Origin of the sequence: Draconibacterium orientale, from assembly GCF_900111425.1 — a bacterium.
GTDB classification, from domain to species: domain Bacteria; phylum Bacteroidota; class Bacteroidia; order Bacteroidales; family Prolixibacteraceae; genus Draconibacterium; species Draconibacterium orientale.
Window position 1 is genome coordinate 35,680 of the sequence record NZ_FOHT01000019.1, and the last position, 17,522, is coordinate 53,201.

13 protein-coding genes are annotated in these 17,522 nt (G+C 42.4%); 12 read left to right on the forward strand and 1 reads right to left on the reverse strand.

What is annotated here, in order from left to right:
- Nucleotides 1-82 precede the first annotated feature (82 nt).
- From BMW53_RS11505 to BMW53_RS11560, 12 genes are all read left to right on the forward strand, one after another.
- Nucleotides 83-2,584, forward strand: coding sequence for a glutaminase family protein (locus BMW53_RS11505; protein WP_038559246.1), 2,502 nt, complete (start codon nt 83-85; stop codon nt 2,582-2,584).
- Between the two features lie 4 nt (nt 2,585-2,588).
- Complete coding sequence (locus tag BMW53_RS11510; protein ID WP_038559249.1) at nt 2,589-3,521, forward strand: glycoside hydrolase family 43 protein; 933 nt, start codon at nt 2,589-2,591, stop codon at nt 3,519-3,521.
- Nucleotide 3,522: 1 nt separating this feature from the next.
- Nucleotides 3,523-4,605, forward strand: coding sequence for a glycoside hydrolase family 43 protein (locus tag BMW53_RS11515; protein WP_074780667.1), 1,083 nt, complete (start codon nt 3,523-3,525; stop codon nt 4,603-4,605).
- Between the two features lie 140 nt (nt 4,606-4,745).
- The gene (locus BMW53_RS11520) at nt 4,746-5,849 is read left to right on the forward strand and encodes a glycoside hydrolase 5 family protein (RefSeq protein ID WP_217642939.1); all 1,104 of its coding nucleotides are present in this window, start codon (nt 4,746-4,748) and stop codon (nt 5,847-5,849) included.
- 27 nt (nt 5,850-5,876) lie between these two features.
- The gene (locus BMW53_RS11525) at nt 5,877-6,980 is read left to right on the forward strand and encodes a glycoside hydrolase family 43 protein (RefSeq protein ID WP_038559251.1); all 1,104 of its coding nucleotides are present in this window, start codon (nt 5,877-5,879) and stop codon (nt 6,978-6,980) included.
- A 19-nt stretch (nt 6,981-6,999) separates the two neighbouring features.
- The gene (locus BMW53_RS11530) at nt 7,000-8,157 is read left to right on the forward strand and encodes an aldose epimerase family protein (RefSeq protein ID WP_038559255.1); all 1,158 of its coding nucleotides are present in this window, start codon (nt 7,000-7,002) and stop codon (nt 8,155-8,157) included.
- A gap of 98 nt (nt 8,158-8,255) precedes the next feature.
- Nucleotides 8,256-10,094: a glycoside hydrolase family 127 protein gene (locus BMW53_RS11535; RefSeq protein WP_168136413.1), complete on the forward strand. Its 1,839-nt coding sequence runs from the start codon at nt 8,256-8,258 to the stop codon at nt 10,092-10,094.
- An 11-nt stretch (nt 10,095-10,105) separates the two neighbouring features.
- Nucleotides 10,106-11,659: a family 43 glycosylhydrolase gene (locus tag BMW53_RS11540; RefSeq protein WP_038559258.1), complete on the forward strand. Its 1,554-nt coding sequence runs from the start codon at nt 10,106-10,108 to the stop codon at nt 11,657-11,659.
- An 11-nt stretch (nt 11,660-11,670) separates the two neighbouring features.
- Complete coding sequence (locus BMW53_RS11545; protein WP_139178118.1) at nt 11,671-12,336, forward strand: hypothetical protein; 666 nt, start codon at nt 11,671-11,673, stop codon at nt 12,334-12,336.
- 35 nt (nt 12,337-12,371) lie between these two features.
- The gene (locus tag BMW53_RS11550; RefSeq protein WP_038559264.1) at nt 12,372-13,361 is read left to right on the forward strand and encodes a glycoside hydrolase family 43 protein; all 990 of its coding nucleotides are present in this window, start codon (nt 12,372-12,374) and stop codon (nt 13,359-13,361) included.
- Between the two features lie 126 nt (nt 13,362-13,487).
- The gene (locus tag BMW53_RS11555; protein WP_038559267.1) at nt 13,488-14,462 is read left to right on the forward strand and encodes a glycoside hydrolase family 43 protein; all 975 of its coding nucleotides are present in this window, start codon (nt 13,488-13,490) and stop codon (nt 14,460-14,462) included.
- Between the two features lie 27 nt (nt 14,463-14,489).
- Nucleotides 14,490-16,304, forward strand: a complete 1,815-nt coding sequence (locus BMW53_RS11560) for a glycoside hydrolase family 2 protein (protein ID WP_038559271.1) — start codon at nt 14,490-14,492, stop codon at nt 16,302-16,304.
- A 118-nt stretch (nt 16,305-16,422) separates the two neighbouring features.
- On the opposite strand, the gene BMW53_RS11565 is transcribed toward BMW53_RS11560, so the two are convergent.
- Nucleotides 16,423-17,436 carry a family 43 glycosylhydrolase gene (locus BMW53_RS11565; protein ID WP_038559274.1) on the reverse strand — a complete coding sequence of 338 codons (1,014 nt, stop codon included), beginning with the start codon at nt 17,434-17,436 and terminating at the stop codon, nt 16,423-16,425.
- Nucleotides 17,437-17,522: the final 86 nt, after the last annotated feature.

A 17,522-nucleotide genomic window follows, 5' to 3' on the forward strand; every position in this document is an offset into this window, starting at 1 on the left:
TGTCCCGGTGATTGTGCCGGGATAACTTCATTGACAGCCTTTTTTATTTAGACCAACTATTTTTCATTTTAATCTGAGATCAATGTTTAGAATACAATTTTGCGGTATTGTTTCAATGCTTGCCTTACTATTTATTGCCTGTTCGCCAACTGAAAAGGTAAACGACGCAGTGAAAAAAGAGTCGTTTAGGGCACCATCTTATCCCCTTATTACAATCGATCCGTATACCAGTGCCTGGTCAAATGCCGATCAGCTTTTTGATGCTGCGGTAACACACTGGACCGGAAAAACACATTCACTTATAGGCGCGCTGAAAGTAGACGGCGAAGTGTATCGTTTTTTAGGAAAAGAAGTAATTCCTCCGAAAGTTATTTTGCCCATGGCGAATTACGAACAATGGGAAGGCAGTTATACGGAAAAACAACCAGCGGAAGGCTGGGAAAAAGCCGGTTTTAACGATTCTGCCTGGAAAATAGGAAAAGCTGCTTTTGGTACCTCAGGAATGCCGGCTTTGGCAACAGCATGGGAAAGTAAAGACATTTGGGTGCGTCGCTCGTTTCAATTGCCTGATGAATTGGGTGCTGAAGATGTTTACCTGATTTACTCGCACGATGATATTTTTGAATTGTACCTGAATGGAGAGCAGTTGGTAAAGACCGAATATGAATGGCACAACAATGTACTTTTAAAACTTAACCGGGAAAGTTTGAAACTAGGTGAAGAAAACATTATAGCCGCACACTGCCATAACCGCACCGGAGGTGGTTATGTTGATTTTGGAATTATTCAGGAACGGAAAGAAAAAGAAATTTTTGCCACAGCAGCAATTCAAAATAGTGTTGACATAACAGCAACAGCTACAAAATATAATTTTACATGCGGACCGGTTGATCTTCAACTTGCATTCGTATCGCCTTTGTTACCCAATGATCTTGATTTATTATCGCGTCCGGTAAATTACATCAATTACGAAATTGAGGCCAACGACAACAAAAAACACGATGTTCAGATTTATATTGAAACGACACCCGAATGGGCTGTAAACGATTTAAGCCAGGAAGTAATTTTAACCACCGGCAACCAGCAAAATATTAGCTGGGTAAAAGCCGGAACTGTTGAGCAGCCTGTATTAGAAAAGAAGGGCGATAATGTGCGAATCGACTGGGGTTATCATTACCTGGCAACTGCCGATAACGCGGAAAATGCGGTTCGTATTGGCGACTATCTACTTTCGAAAAAACAATTTACAAACAACGAATTACCTGAAGCTGGCGTTGATGAATTTACCACTAAAATGAGCCAGTCGATGCCGGCACTGATTTTTATAGAGAACCTGCAGGAAGTAAGCGACCAGTTAAAAAGTGGTTACGTAATGCTGGCTTACGACGACATTGAATCTATCCAGTATTTTGGCAACAACTTAAAAGCGTGGTGGACAAAAAACGGAAAAGTAAGTATTGAAGATGCTTTGCAAGCTGCCGTTTCTGAACGCGAGAATATTCTTTCGCGCTGTGCTAAACTTGATAAGGAAATCTATTCTGACACATTTAAGGCAGGTGGCGAAAAATACGCCAAACTTTGCGAGCTGGCATTCCGTCAATCTATTGCTGCACATAAACTGGGAAAAGATACAAAAGGAAACATCCTTTTCCTTTCGAAGGAAAATTTCAGCAACGGTTCTATCGGAACGGTTGATGTTACTTATCCATCAGCACCTCTTTTCTTGAAATACAATCCTGAATTGCTAAAAGGAATGTTGAACCCGATTTTCTATTATTCTGAAAGTGGAAAATGGGAAAAGCCTTTTGCTGCGCACGATGTAGGTACTTATCCGTTGGCTAACGGACAAACCTATGGTGGCGATATGCCTGTGGAAGAATGTGGCAACATGATCATTTTAACCACTGCAATTGCCGATGCAGAAGGAAATGCCGATTATGCCGCAAAACATTGGGATGTGTTAACAACCTGGGCAAACTATTTGATGGAGAATGGCCTTGATCCGGAGAATCAATTGTGTACCGACGACTTTGCCGGTCACTTCGCACACAATGTAAACCTTTCGGCAAAAGCAATTATGGGAATTGCCGGATACGGAAAATTGGCAGCCATGTTAGGGAAAAACGATATTGCTGAGAAATATACCTCTGAAGCAAAAAATATGGCGCAGGAATGGATAAAAATGGCCGACGATGGCGACCACTACCGTTTAACATTCGACAAACCGGGAACCTGGAGTCTGAAATATAATTTGGTTTGGGATAAATTGCTGAATTTGGGTATCTTCCCCGAAGAAGTGGCTCAAACAGAAATTGCTTATTACCTGACCAAACAAAACAAATACGGCTTGCCATTGGATAACCGCAGAACCTACACAAAATCAGACTGGATTATTTGGACAGCGACTTTGGCTGACGATAAGGCTACATTCGAAAAGTTTATCGATCCGTTGCATGGGTTTGTAACCGAAACACCAGATCGTGTTCCAATGAGTGACTGGTACGAAACACCCGATGCAAAACAGGTTGGTTTTCAGGCGCGCTCGGTAGTTGGCGGATATTTTATAAAAATGCTGGAAAAATAGGCGAATGAAGAATACGCTTTTCATATTTATACTCGTGATTTGGGCATTGCAATCAAATGCCCAATCACAGCTGCCTCTTGGCGATCCTTTCATTATGTATCATCAGGGAACTTATTATGCTTACGGAACGCAGTCGCCTGATGGTATTGTAGTGTATGTTTCAGATGATTTGAAAAAATGGAGAATACCGGCTAAAGCGCCAAATGGTCTGGCTTTGCACAAAAGCGAGGTGTATGCTGAACAGCGGTTTTGGGCACCTGAAGTTTATTTTGTTAACAACATGTTTTACATGTACTTTTCTGCCGATGAGCACATTTGTGTGGCTACATCCGATAGTCCGCTCGGGCCATTTAAGCAGACGGTAAAAAAGCCGATGATTGAAGATGAAAAGTGTATCGATAACTCACTTTTTATCGACGACGATGGAAAAGCTTACCTTTCTTTTGTGCGGTTTACTGATGGAAATGTCATTTGGATTGCCGGGTTGGAAGACGATTTAACTACACTAAAACGCGAAACCATAACGCCATGTTTGCATGTTTCGCAGCTGTGGGAAAATGAGATGGCACGCGTTAACGAAGGTTCATTCATCGTAAAACACAAGGACATCTATTACATGAGTTATTCCGCAAATCATTTCGAGAGCCCAAAATACGGTGTTGGATTTGCCACTGCCAAAAATATTATGGGGCCATGGGAAAAATATGAGCAAAACCCAATCCTACAAAAACCTGACGGATTGAAAGGAGTGGGGCACAGTGCCATGTTCAGGGATAAGGATGGGCAATTGCGAATTGTTTTCCACTCGCATCATGATGATAATAAAATTCATCCACGTTTGATGCACGTTGGCAGGGTGTATTTCGAGAATGTTGATGGAAAAGAAGTAATGAAAATTGGTGATGAAATTCTCACACCAACACTGGAAAAGAAATAAAATGCATTTGAAAATTTACACAACATTTTGCTTACTGGTAATTTTTACCTCTTGTGCGAAAAGTGAGAACCTGCCAGCAGAAGCAGATTCAGTAAAAACAACCTTCTCCAACCCGGTTTGGGATGGTGCCGATCCGTGGATGGTAAAACAGGACGACGACTATATTTATTGTTTCTCTATTAACAACGGAATTGCAGTTTCGAGTTCCAAATTCATGACCAAAAGAGATAAGGCCGAATACATATGGAAAGCACCTGCATCGGGTTGGAACAGCAATTGTATTTGGGCGCCTGAAATTCATTTTATCGACGGACACTGGTATGTTTATTATGCTGCAGGCGTTTCCGGTCCTCCTTTTATTCATCAGCGAACAGGGGTTTTGCGCTCGGCAAACGATAATGTTTATAGTGAATACCAGGATATGGGGATGTTAAATACAGGCGACGATCCTGACGATATTGCGAAAAACATTTGGGCCATTGACATGACAGTGCTTGAACATAAAGGTAAACTATATGCCATATGGTCGGGTTGGCTGAAGCAAATGGACACCGACGCAACGCCGCAGCACTTGTACATTCAGGAAATGGAAAATCCATATACACTGAAAGGAAAACGGGTTTTGTTATCATCGCCCGAAGAAAGTTGGGAAACCGGCGGACCGTTAAATTTGAACGAAGGACCTGAAGTTTTGAAACATGATGATCAGGTGTTTATCGTTTATAGCTGTCGCGAATCGTGGCTAAAAGAATACCGCCAGGGAATGTTACAGATTAAAAAACCGGATGCCGATCCGCTCCATCCTGAAAGCTGGATTAAAACAGGACCGATTTTCGAAGGGAATGATTCGGTTTACGGAGTGGGGCATGTTTCGTTTGTAAAGTCGCCCGACGATTCGGAAGACTGGATTATTTATCATTCGAAAAAAACAACAGAGCCCGGTTGGGATCGCGATGTGCGAATGCAACCTTTTTATTGGAATGCCGATGGAACTCCTGATTTTGGAGAAGCGGTAAGAGCAGGTAAAGCCTTAAAACGTCCTTCGGGAGAAGTAGAAATAGAACAAAATCAAATAGATCAATAAAATGAAACGAACATGAATTTTCCTCATTCTAAATTCACAAACCTGACTACCGCAGGCAGGCAAGAATGATTAAAATTTATGTGAGTTCCTGAATGTATTCAAATTTTTTGAACATTCAGATATCAAAAAAATTTAAACAGATGAAAAGAACAGGAACTTATCTTTTGGCAATAATGCTGTTTTTGGGCGTTGCCTGCCAGTTGAAAAAAGAAAAGCAAGAAGCTGCCGACACAAAAAACACTGAAGTAGTTTCGCAAAAATGGACACAGGAACAAGCTGATGCCTGGGCTGAAGAAAATGGTTGGTTACGGGGAAGTAACTTTAATCCGAGTACTTCAATTAACCAATTGGAGGTTTGGCAGGCCGAAACTTTTGATACTGAAACCATTGACCGCGAACTGGGATGGGCCGAAGAAATTGGTTTGAACTGCATGCGTGTGTATCTGCACCATGTAGCCTGGGAAGTTGATAAAGACGGATTTAAAAACCGCATGAACAAGTACCTTGAAATTGCTGACAGCCACGGGATAAAAACTATTTTTGTGTTTTTCGATGACTGCTGGAATGCTACATACCAGGCCGGCAAACAACCCGATCCGAAACCGGGCGTTCATAACTCTGGCTGGGTGCGCGATCCGGGCGATTTGCTGTACGAAGATGAGAACCTGGTAAACGTTTTAGAAGTCTACGTAAAAGATGTGCTTACTACGTTTAAAGACGATAAAAGAATTGCAATTTGGGATTTATACAACGAACCCGGCAACTCCGGCTATAGCAACCGTTCGATGCCTCTGTTGAAAAACGTATTCAATTGGGCCTGGGAAATCCGTCCGTCGCAACCGGTTTCGGCTGGTGTTTGGAATGCTTCGTTAACCGATTTAAATAAATTTCAGCTCGAAAATTCCGATATTATCACTTATCACAACTACGAAGGCCCGGAGCAACATCAGGCAGCTATTGATACCTTAAAAACCAGAGGCCTGCCAATGGTTTGCACCGAATATATGGCGCGACGAAACAACAGCTATTTCCAAAACATTATGCCAATTCTACACAACGAAAATATTGGCGCAATTAACTGGGGTTTGGTTGCCGGAAAATCAAATACAAAATATGCCTGGGATGAGCCAATTCCGGATGGATCGGAGCCACCACTTTGGTTTCACGAAATTTTCCACCCCGATGGAACTCCGTACAGCCAGGAAGAGGTTGATGTAATAAAAAGTTTAACCGGCATAAATTAGTTTTACTAACATTTAAAACCAGTGGTAATGAGCAGGCGATTTTATTTGTTTCTTATCGTAATTGTTTCTTTTCTCCAGGGATGTCAACCTCAGCCTTCAGCATTGAAAATTGAGAATCCGCTACCTGTAGAGTTTGGCGATCCCTATATTCTTAAAGCATCCGACGGAAATTATTATATGATTGGAACCGGCGGAGTAAAAGACGGTTTTAAAATGTATTCGTCTTCAGACCTGAAAAGCTGGAAGGACGAAGGCCGGATTTACCAGGGAAATACTTCCGACTCGTGGAATATTGCCAATTTTTGGGCTCCTGAATTGTATGAAAAAGATGGTAAGTTTTATCTGCTTTTTAGTGCCGATTGGCGCGAAAACCCGACCAACGAACTGGAGAATTTCCGAATTGGGGTAGCCGTTGCCGACAATCCAACCGGCCCTTATACCGATTTGATGGATCGTCCGATTTTTGACCCGGGATATCCTGTAATCGATGGAAACCTATGGTTTGAAGACGGAAAGACGTATCTGTATTATTCACGTTGTTGCTACAAAAATCCGGTTGAAAGTGAAGTGGCCGACTGGGCACGCGAAAAAGGAATGTTCAACGAGATTGAAGAGAGTTGGGTATATGGTGTTCAAATTGAAAACGACTTTTCAGGAATAATCGGCGAACCGAAATTATTGCTGCGTCCTCCGGTAAAAATGGATGATCAGCAAGCAGAATGGGAGAGCCGGTCGGTAACTTCAGGCGAGGTAAACCGCCGCTGGACGGAAGGTTCGTACATTATTAAAAATGACGACACGTATTTCATGATGTACTCTGCCAACTATTTTGGCGGAAAGAATTATGCGGTTGGTTATGCAACCTCTCCATCTCCACTCGGGCCTTTTAAGAAAGCCGATAACAACCCGGTTTTGCAGAAAAATGTAGAACAGGGCGGAGTAGTTACCGGCACCGGCCATAATTCTATAACGTTGGCACCTGATGGGAAAACCATGCTTTGTGTTTATCATGGAAGAACTTCAGAAACAGGAGATGAACGTGTAGTTTTTATCGACCCGATGGAAATAACCGCCGATGGAAAACTTGTAGTGCACGGACCTTCAACCAAATACGATAAATCTTCGAATTAGTACTAACAAATCATACAAAATGAACCAATTAAAACGATCTATAACTGTGCTGCTGTTGGGCTGTTTTTTACTGGCTTGCAACCCTAAAAAAAATACAGAACACTTAATATGTGGAGTGTTGAAAGAAGCCGATTTTAAAACCACTATTAACGGTAAAGAAACCGGTTTGTACGAGTTGAATAACGGAGAGCTAACAATGGCTGTAACCAATTATGGCGGACGAATTGTAAGTTTGCTGGTGCCCGGCAAAAACGGAGAAATGGCTGATGTTGTGCTGGGTTTCCCATCAATTGATGCTTATTTAAATGCCAACGAAGTGTTTCACGGAGCACTGATTGGCCGTGTAGGAAACCGTATTGCAAAAGGTAAATTTTCCTTAAATAATATTGAGTATTCGTTGCCAATTAATAACGATCCTAACCATTTACATGGTGGCCCCGGAGGATTTCATAATGTGGTTTGGGATGTAAAGTCGGTGAATGATACTTCTATTGTTCTTAGCTACTTATCTAAAGACGGAGAGATGGGCTACCCGGGGAATTTGAGTGTGGAAGTTACCTATCAGCTCACGCCCGAAAACGAAGTGCAGATCGATTACAAAGCAACTACTGATAAAAGTACGCCGGTGAATCTAACCAATCACGCCTTCTTTAATTTAAAAGGAGAAGCTAACGGAACCATCAATGATCACCTGCTAACGATTAACGCCGATAAGTTTACTGCTGTAGATTCAACCTTGATTCCGCTGGGAGAAAATGTGTCGGTTGAAGGAACACCTTTTGATTTCAGAAAAGCCAAAGCCATTGGGGCAGATTTACCGTTGCAAAACGAAAATGAGCAGTTGCAAAATGGTTTGGGGTATGATCATAATTTTGCTCTCAATAAAGCGGAGCCAGGCAAAATGTTGCTGGCAGCAACGGTTGTAGAACCGGCAAGCGGAAGGAAAATGGAAATATTCACTGAAGAACCGGGCATTCAGTTTTATGGCGGAAACTTTATGGATGGTGCCGATACCGGGAAATATGGAAAGAGTTTTGATTTTCGCGAGTCGTTTGCATTGGAAACACAACATTTTCCCGATTCGCCAAATCAATCTGCCTTTCCTTCAATTCTTTTAAATCAGGGAGAGACTTATGCAACCACAAGTATTTATAAATTTAGTGTAATAACGGATTAACCAATAATTTCAGATGCGCAGTTATTTATTGTAAATTGCGTATAAAATCATTAACCGATTTTAACATGCTTAAACCAACTAAAATATGCCGCTTTTTAATGGCTGTATCTTTTTTTTCAGTCTTTGTAAAAACTGGTGATGCGCAAAACTATCAGTTAAAACCTGTGCCTTTTAATCAGGTAACAATTAACGATAATTTTTGGGCTCCGCGATTAGCTTCGCATGCAAACGCTACCCTCGAAACCTGCATTGCCCAAATGCAGGACTCAACCGAGCGCATTAACAACTTTGCCCGCGCTGCCAGCATTATGGAAGGACAGCATCAGGGGATTTATTTTGATGATTCGGATGTTTATAAGGCAATGGAAGGTATTGCCTATTCCTTGATTAACAATCCAAATCCCGTAAGGGAAGCCTTGCTGGATAAGTGGATCAAACTGATTGCCGGTGCGCAGCAAGAAGATGGTTACCTGAATACTTTCTACACACTGAATCATCCGGATGAGAGGTGGACCGATATGGAAAAGCACGAAATGTATTGCGGCGGACATATGATTGAAGCTGCCGTAGCGCATTATAAAGCAACCGGTAAAGAAACATTTTTGAATGTTGCCATAAATTTTGCCGATTATCTCGCTAAAAATTTTGGCCCCGGTAAAAAACATTGGGTGCCCGGGCATCAGGAGATCGAACTGGCATTGGTTAAACTGTATCACGAAACAAACGATAAAAAATACCTGGACCTGGCTTACTGGTTATTGGAAGAAAGAGGGCATGGGCATGGTCACGGCGAAATTTGGAATAAGGAACACTGGGGGGCAGCTTACTGTCAGGATGATGTGCCGGTTTCAGAGATTAGCGAAATAAAGGGACACGCCGTTCGCGCGATGTATTTATTTACCGGAATGGCCGATGTTGCCGCAGAAAAAGAACTGCCGGATTACGTTGCTGCACTGGAGCGGGTTTGGCACGATGTGGTTGACCGGAATATGTACATTACCGGTGGTATTGGCAGCTCCGGATCGAACGAGGGCTTTTCGAAAGATTACGATCTGCCTAACAAAACAGCCTATTGCGAAACCTGTGCTTCCATCGGAATGGTATTGTGGAATAGCCGCATGAACCTGTTTTCGGAAGATGCCCGCTACATTGATGTGATGGAACGATCGATGTATAACGGAGTCCTTTCAGGAGTTTCGCTTGATGGCGATTTGTTCTACTACGTTAACCCGTTGGAATCGGATGGCGATCATCACCGTCAGCGCTGGTTTGGATGTGCCTGCTGCCCGAGCAATATTTCGCGTTTTATTCCTTCGGTGGGAAGTTATATCTACCTGACCTCGGCCGAGGAGGTGTTTGTAAATTTATATGTTGGAAGTAAGGCTCAATTTGAAGTGGGAGGGCAGAAGCTTACCCTTGTTCAATCTACAAACTACCCATGGGAGGACGAAGTGGAATTTACAGTAAATCCAGAATCTCCTGCCTCTTTTGCGTTGAATCTGAGGATTCCCGGATGGTGTAAACAGTACCAACTTTGGGTGAATGGAGAACTAATAAAAAGTAAACCGGGAAGAAGCAGGTATGCCAAATTAACTCGCACCTGGAATAAAGGCGATAAGATTAGGTTGAAGATGGCTATGCCGGTTGAACTGGTGGCTTCTCATCCTAAAGTTGAAGAAAATGTTGGGAAAAGAGCCCTTCAGCGTGGGCCGCTGGTATATTGTCTGGAACAAACCGATAATAAGCAGTTTAATCTTGACGAAGTTTCAATTGCTGAAACAACAGCTTTTTCGATAACTGATGCCGAAGGAAAACTAAAAGGGATGAAAGCGGTAAAAGCTGAAACAAACGGCCAAACATTAACTTTTGTGCCTTATTTCTCGTGGGACAATCGCGAACCGGGAAAAATGAAGGTGTGGATTGATTATAACGAATAAATGTTAAGCCGATGAAGAACACGATACTTGTAATAACGGTAATGTTCCTTTTGACTTTTTGTGCTCAGCCTGAAAAGAAAAAGGAAACAGCTTACTTTCAAAATCCTGTTATTGCCGGCGATTTCCCCGATCCATCGGTTATTCGGGTAGGAGACACGTATTATGCTGCGGGTACGAGTTGCGATTTTGCACCAAACTACCCTCTTTTCGAGTCAAAAGACCTGATAAACTGGAAACGTATTGGATCGGTTTTTAATGAGCCACCTGCCTGGACTGCCGACGATTTCTGGGCACCGGAGTTGTTTTATCACAACGGAACTTTCTTTGTTTATTACACCACCAAACGAAAAGACAACCGGATTGCCTGTATTGGAGTGGCCACAACCAAAGATATCAGCAAAGGATTTACCGATCATGGAATTCTTATTGAATGGGGTGAAGAAGCCATTGATGCATTTGTTTTTCAGGATGATGATGAAAAGCTATACATCACCTGGAAAGCCTACGGCCTGACTCCGGGGCGCGATATTGAAATACTGTGTTCAGAGTTAAGCGATGACGGAATGCAGCTTGTGGGCGATCATTTTACGCTCACCGATTTTACAAAAGGCTGGCAGGGAGCCGGCGATGAAGGACAATGTATCGTGAAACGCAACGGGTGGTACTATATGTTTTATTCGGTAGGAGGCTGTTGTGATAACCGATGTGATTACCGGGTGCGGGTGGCCCGATCGAAAAATCTTAGGAATGGATGGGAACAATTTCCTGAACCGATTTTACAGGGTGGTGACGAGTGGCGCTGTACCGGCCACGGAACGCTGGTAAACACTCCTGATAACCGGTATTTTTACATGTACCATTCGTACAATGCTACCGATTTTGAATACATTGGAAGGCAAGGAATGTTGAGCGAAGTGCTTTGGAACGATGAAACCGGATGGCCTTATTTCAAATACAACACCCCGGCACTGAAAGCTGAAGTGCCTTTTGAAAATACCCACCAGGTAACTGATAGTGTTTTTATGGATGATTTTTCTGATGAACAGAATCTTGTTTTTTGGTCGTGGGAAGTTAATCATAAAAAGCCCGGAATAGAAGTTAAAAATGGGCAGCTGGTACTGACGGCTAACGAAGCAGGTGTTGGTTTTGTGGGATTACGTCCTAAATCGGGTAACTACCAACTCAGCTCAGAAGTTATTCAAAACGAAGCGAAAAGTGGTATTGGAATATACAGTAATCGCCAAAATATGATTGCGCTGGTTGTAAACCGTCATCAGCTCGAATTATTCCAGGTAAATAATAGAGAAAAAGAGGTGCTGGCAACTGCAGAGCTAGAAAATGCAGGGTCGGTGTACCTAAAGTACGAAGCTATAAATGCCAGGTATTTTCAGTTTTTCTGGTCGCTCGATGGTAAGGAATGGATGCCGGTTGAAACAACTTCAGGCCTTCAGGTTGATGGATCGTTTATTGCCCAGTGGGGCTATGCCCCGCGTGCCGGTTTTATATTTGGAGAGCATACTGGAAGCTCTTTTGCCTACAACGAAATTAGGGTGAAATACAACTAATCGGATATAAAATGAAGTTAAGAGGTTTTGTATTTTTTATGTTGGTTTTCGGCTTAAGCATTTTTTCAGTGGATGCAATTGCACAAACAGCTGCGAAACGAATGTTTTTCTCCGATTTCACCAATGGCTCGGTTCTTTTTAACGATGGCACAAAAACAGCTGCCATGCTCAATTACGATACTTTCGAGGAGCAAATGATCTTTAAAAACGGAAATGAAATTATGGCGCTGGCATCGCCCGAATTAATTTCCATCATTAAAATAAATGATCATGTTTTTGAGTGGCTTGAAGGCGACATTTTTCTCGAAAAAATAGATAATCCATCAGTATTAATCTATAAAAGAAACCGTAACCAGCTAATTTCGAAAGGAAAAGGAACTGCTTTTGGCGGAGTTTCAAACACTTCGTCGGTGCAGCCGGTTAATAATTTGCCACGCGGGTACGATAAGCAGGGAACTGAATTAAGTGTAAATGAGGATTTCGAACTGATGCCGGATAATCTGTATTATACCAAAGCAAAGACAGGATTCAGAAGTTTGGCTTCTTCAAAACAATTTTGCAAAGCTTTTGGCGGCGACAAAAAGGACGTGACAAAATATATTCAAACCAATAAAATGAATTTGCAAAACGTGGACGATGTTCTACAGCTTATTGAATATTGTACGAATAACAGGTAATTGAAATAGGAATAAATTAAAGAAAACAAAATAGCATGAATACAAGATTAAAATTTTCAATCGTGTTTTTGGGGCTTATAATTTTATGCCTTAATACATTTGCTCAGAAAAGAAGCGGCAACAACCACAACCCTGTTTTTGAAGGCTGGTATGCCGATCCGGAAGGAATTGTTTTTGGCGATGAATACTGGATTTATCCGACTTATTCAGCCCCGTACAATGACCAGATTTTTATGGATTGCTTTTCTTCCAAGGATTTGGTAACCTGGACCAAACACGAACGCATTATCGATACCACTGCAGTGAAATGGGCCTGGCGCGCTATGTGGGCTCCGGCTATTGTCGAAAAAGAAGGAAAGTACTTCCTGTTTTTTGCGGCCAACGATATTCAAAGCAATGACGAAGTGGGCGGAATCGGTATTGGTGTTGCCAACAAACCCGAAGGCCCGTATAAAGATTACCTCGGGAAACCGTTAATCGATAAATTTTATAACGGTGCTCAACCTATCGATCAGTTTGTTTTTCACGATAAAGATGGCCAGTATTACATGTTTTATGGTGGCTGGCGGCATTGCAACATCGTTAAGTTAAATAACGATTTTACCGGTTTTGTTCCTTTTGAAGACGGTGAAACTTTCAAAGAAGTTACGCCCGAAGGTTATGTGGAAGGCCCGTTTATGTTTATCCGAAACGGCAGGTATTATTTTATGTGGAGCGAAGGTGGCTGGACCGGCCCCGATTACAGTGTGGCCTATGCGATTGCCGATTCTCCATTTGGCCCGTTTGAGCGTGTTGGAACAATTCTGAAACAGGATGAGAATGTGGCGAGAGGCGCAGGGCATCACTCGGTAATTCAGGTTCCCGGAACCGACGAATATTATATTGTTTACCATCGGCGGCCACTGAACGAAACAGATGGTAATCACCGCGAAACCTGTATCGATCGCATGTATTTTGATGACGAAGGATTTATCAAACCGGTAAAAATTACTTTCGAGGGAGTGCAGGCCCGGCCAATAAATTAAACCTGAAATAATCGAACTTAAACCAATGAAAAGAATAGCACTACTTTGCCTTGGCCTCATTCTGTTTAATAGTAAATAAAGGATTTTTCCATGTATTATAGGATTAATAATTAAACTACTATAACTATGAAAACCAAAATTCCGTTAACAGTAATTATTCTTCTGAATACCCTGGCTCTACTGGCACAGCCTGAAATGTATTATGGAGACACTTCCCGTTCGGGAAAACCTTTTTCGAAAGATCCACATGTTATCCGTTTCGAAGGGAGGTATCTAATGTACATAAGTGCACCGCCATCAGATGGCGGAGATGATGGAATGCAGGGCTGGGAAATAGGAATAGCTGAAAGTACTGACCTTATTAACTGGGAAAAAATTGGCAGTGTACCGCCTTCGGGCAAAGTGGAAGCAAAAGGTATATGCGCTCCGTGTGCACTGGTTGTAAACGATACGGTACATCTTTTTTATCAAACTTATGGCAACTGGAGAAATGATGCAATTTGCCATGCCTGGTCAACCGACGGTATTCATTTTACACGAAATACAACAAATCCCATTTTCCACCCAACGGGAGACTGGACCAGTGGCCGGGCAATCGATGCCGAAGTTTATTCTTTCAATAACCAATATTATCTGTATTTTGCCACGCGCGATCCCGATATGCGAATACAGATTATGGGCGTGGCAGTTTCTCCTCTTGATGGGGATTTTAAACGTGAAAGCTGGACCCAGAAGTGCAACAAACCAATTCTGGCTCCGGAATTTCCGTGGGAAGGAATGTGTACAGAAGGTGCATCTGTAATTCAGAAAGGCGAATGGCTGTATATGTTTTATGCCGGAGCCTACAACAACAAACCACAGCAGGTTGGGGTGGCAAAAAGCCGTGACGGGCTGAAATGGGAAAAATTATCAAATAAACCTTTTCTTACCAATGGCGATCCCGGAACCTGGAATTCAAGCGAATCGGGGCATCCCCATATTTTTGAAGATGAAGATGGAAGTACTTACCTGTTTTTTCAGGGAAATGATGATAACGGAAATACCTGGTTTATCTCAAAAGTAGAAATAGGCTGGAATGACAGTGGACCATATTTTAAATAAATTTTTATACCAACTAATATTTTAAAAATGAAACAACAATTTATTGTACTGATTTTTGCACTAAGTGCGTTAACAAGTGTTGCCCAGTGGAAGCCGGCGGGCAACAAAATTAAAACCCAATGGGCCGAAAAAATTGATGTAAACAATGTGTTGCCCGAATATCCGCGACCAATTATGGAACGTGCCGACTGGCAAAACCTGAATGGTTTGTGGAATTATGCCATAACCGAAGCCGGACAAATGCAACCTGCAAATTTTGATGGCGAGATTCTGGTTCCTTTTGCAGTTGAATCAAGTTTGTCGGGTGTTCAGAAAACAGTTGGCGAAACGAAAGAATTGTGGTACCAACGCACATTTACGGTGCCTTCAGCGTGGAAAGGAAAAAAAGTATTGCTGCATTTTGGTGCTGTTGATTGGAAAGCCGATGTTTGGGTAAACGACATAAAAGTAGGTTCGCACAAAGGTGGTTACGATGCCTTTTCGTTCGATGTAACTCCGTTTCTTAACAAGTCGGGAGAGCAAAATCTTGTGGTAAAAGTATGGGATCCGTCAGACAGAGGTTACCAACCGCGCGGAAAACAGGTGAGCCGCCCCGAAGGAATCTGGTACACTCCGGTAACCGGAATCTGGCAAACGGTATGGCTCGAGCCTGTAAACGAGAAACATATTACCGATGTTGTTGCCATTCCGAATATCGATAACGCAAGTTTAAAAGTTGATGCATCGGTTTGTGGCGCTACTTTTGGCGATGTTTACGAAGTCGTTTTAAAAGATGGAAATAATGTTGTTTCAAGCGGAAAAGCTGCTGCCGGACAATCGGTGGAACTGCCTGTTTCAAATGCAAAATTATGGAGCCCTGAATCGCCATTTCTTTACGACCTGGAAGTTAAATTAATCAGCAACGGAAAAACCGTTGACGCTGTTGACAGCTATACAGCCATGCGTAAAGTTTCAAGCAAACGCGATGAAAACGGAATTGTTCGCCTGCAGTTGAATAACAAAGATTATTTCCAGTTTGGCCCGCTCGATCAGGGCTGGTGGCCCGATGGTTTGTACACCGCTCCAAGCGATGAGGCTTTGAAATACGATATTCAGAAAACCAAGGATTTTGGTTTTAATATGATTCGTAAACACGTTAAAGTAGAACCTGCACGTTGGTACACACACTGCGATGAAATGGGGATTTTGGTGTGGCAGGATATGCCAAATGGCGACCGCTCGCCACGCTGGCAAAACCGCCAGTATTTTGATGGTACTGAAATGAAACGTTCTCCCGAATCGGAAGCCAATTACCGCAACGAGTGGCAGGAAATCATGAACGAACACCTATCGAACCCATCGGTGGTTTGCTGGGTACCCTTTAACGAAGCCTGGGGGCAGTTTAAAACCGAAGAGATTGTAGAGTGGACAAAAGCACACGATCCAAGCCGTTTGGTAAATCCTGCAAGTGGCGGAAACCACTACCGTGTGGGCGATATGCTCGATTTGCATAATTATCCGGGGCCGGAAATGTATTTGTACGATGGAAGCCGCGCTACCGTTTTGGGCGAATATGGTGGAATTGGTCTGGCTCTTGAAGGCCACCTTTGGGCTACCGACCGTAACTGGGGTTATGTTCAGTTTAAAAATTCAAAAGACGTAACCGATAAATACGTTGAATACGCCGAGGAGCTTTATAAAATGGCAAAAAGCGGTTTTTCTGCTGCAGTTTATACACAAACGACGGATGTAGAAGGCGAAGTAAACGGCTTAATGACTTACGACCGAAAAGTGATTAAATTGGATGAGAATCGCGTTCGCCAGATTAACCAGAAAGTGTGTAAAGTTTTGAACGAAAAATAGTTTTTAGATACGTTCAGTTTTCGATTAGTTTTTTATTTGTTAAGGAGTTTAGCGTTTTTTATAACACTAAACTCCTTTTTGCTTGTTAAGCATGCAATTCGATAATAAAAACTGCCTATTAAAAAACCGGTACCGAATTTTCAAATGATGGCGACTGACCCGTGATTTCCGGCCAGCCATTCACCCAATGAACCTGATCCATTACTAATACACGACCTTTATCCGGGGTGCTTCTTATGTATGAATGGTATAGCATCCAGTCGTTTCCGGCCTCGTCTGAGATGATTTCTGAATTGTGCCCGGTTCCAACAAACTGGTTGTTGCCCTGAATAAGCACTTCGTATGCGTTTTCCATCATTGGTTTTCCTGCTTTGTTAACATAGGGACCAAATAAATTTTCCGAGCGCCCCACAACGGTTTTGTAGCTGCTGTTGGCGCCTTCGCAGCATGAGCCAACCGAGGCAAACAAATAATAGTAGTTTCCTTTTTTATGGATGTAGCTTGCTTCAAAAGCCGTACCTGCTACTTTTTTTGTTGTTGCTGGTTTCATACTCAATCCATCATCGGCTAATTCAACACTATAAATTCCAAAGAAACTTCCCCAGAATAAATATTTTTTACCACCATCTTCTATATAAAAGGGATCGATAGAGTTATGTACACCAATCTCGTTACTGCGAAATAATTTTCCATTATCAGTAAAAGGCCCGGCCGGGTTTGTTGCCGTTGCAATACCTATCCCGCAGGTATTTCCACCTCCCCAAACCGACAACGAATAATACAAAACATATTTTCCGTTAATATAATTAATGTCGGGCGCCCAAATTCCACCATTAGGTTCCCAATTCGGGCGGGTTTCATCAGTGAATGCAGTTCCTAAAACTTTCCAGTTAAGCAAGTCGTTGGAACGAAGAATGGGTGTGTTATGAATGTCTTCGGTGGCGTAAAGGTAAAAATAGCCGTCGGCAGCTTTTATAATTGTTGGATCGGGCAAACTGGCCTGAATTACAGGATTCTTATAGGTGGTATTTTTGTTGTTTTCAGGCTGTTCACCGGCTTCAGAATCGCTGGTACAGGAACTGGCCGCAAGTGATAGCAGCATTATTACAAGCGTTAAAAAATTGTTTCTCATAATTTTAATTTGCACGTTTTTTAATAAAAAAAAGGCCGGAAAAGTACATCCTCCGGCCGTTTATAAGTAGTTCCCGAAAGTTGTCT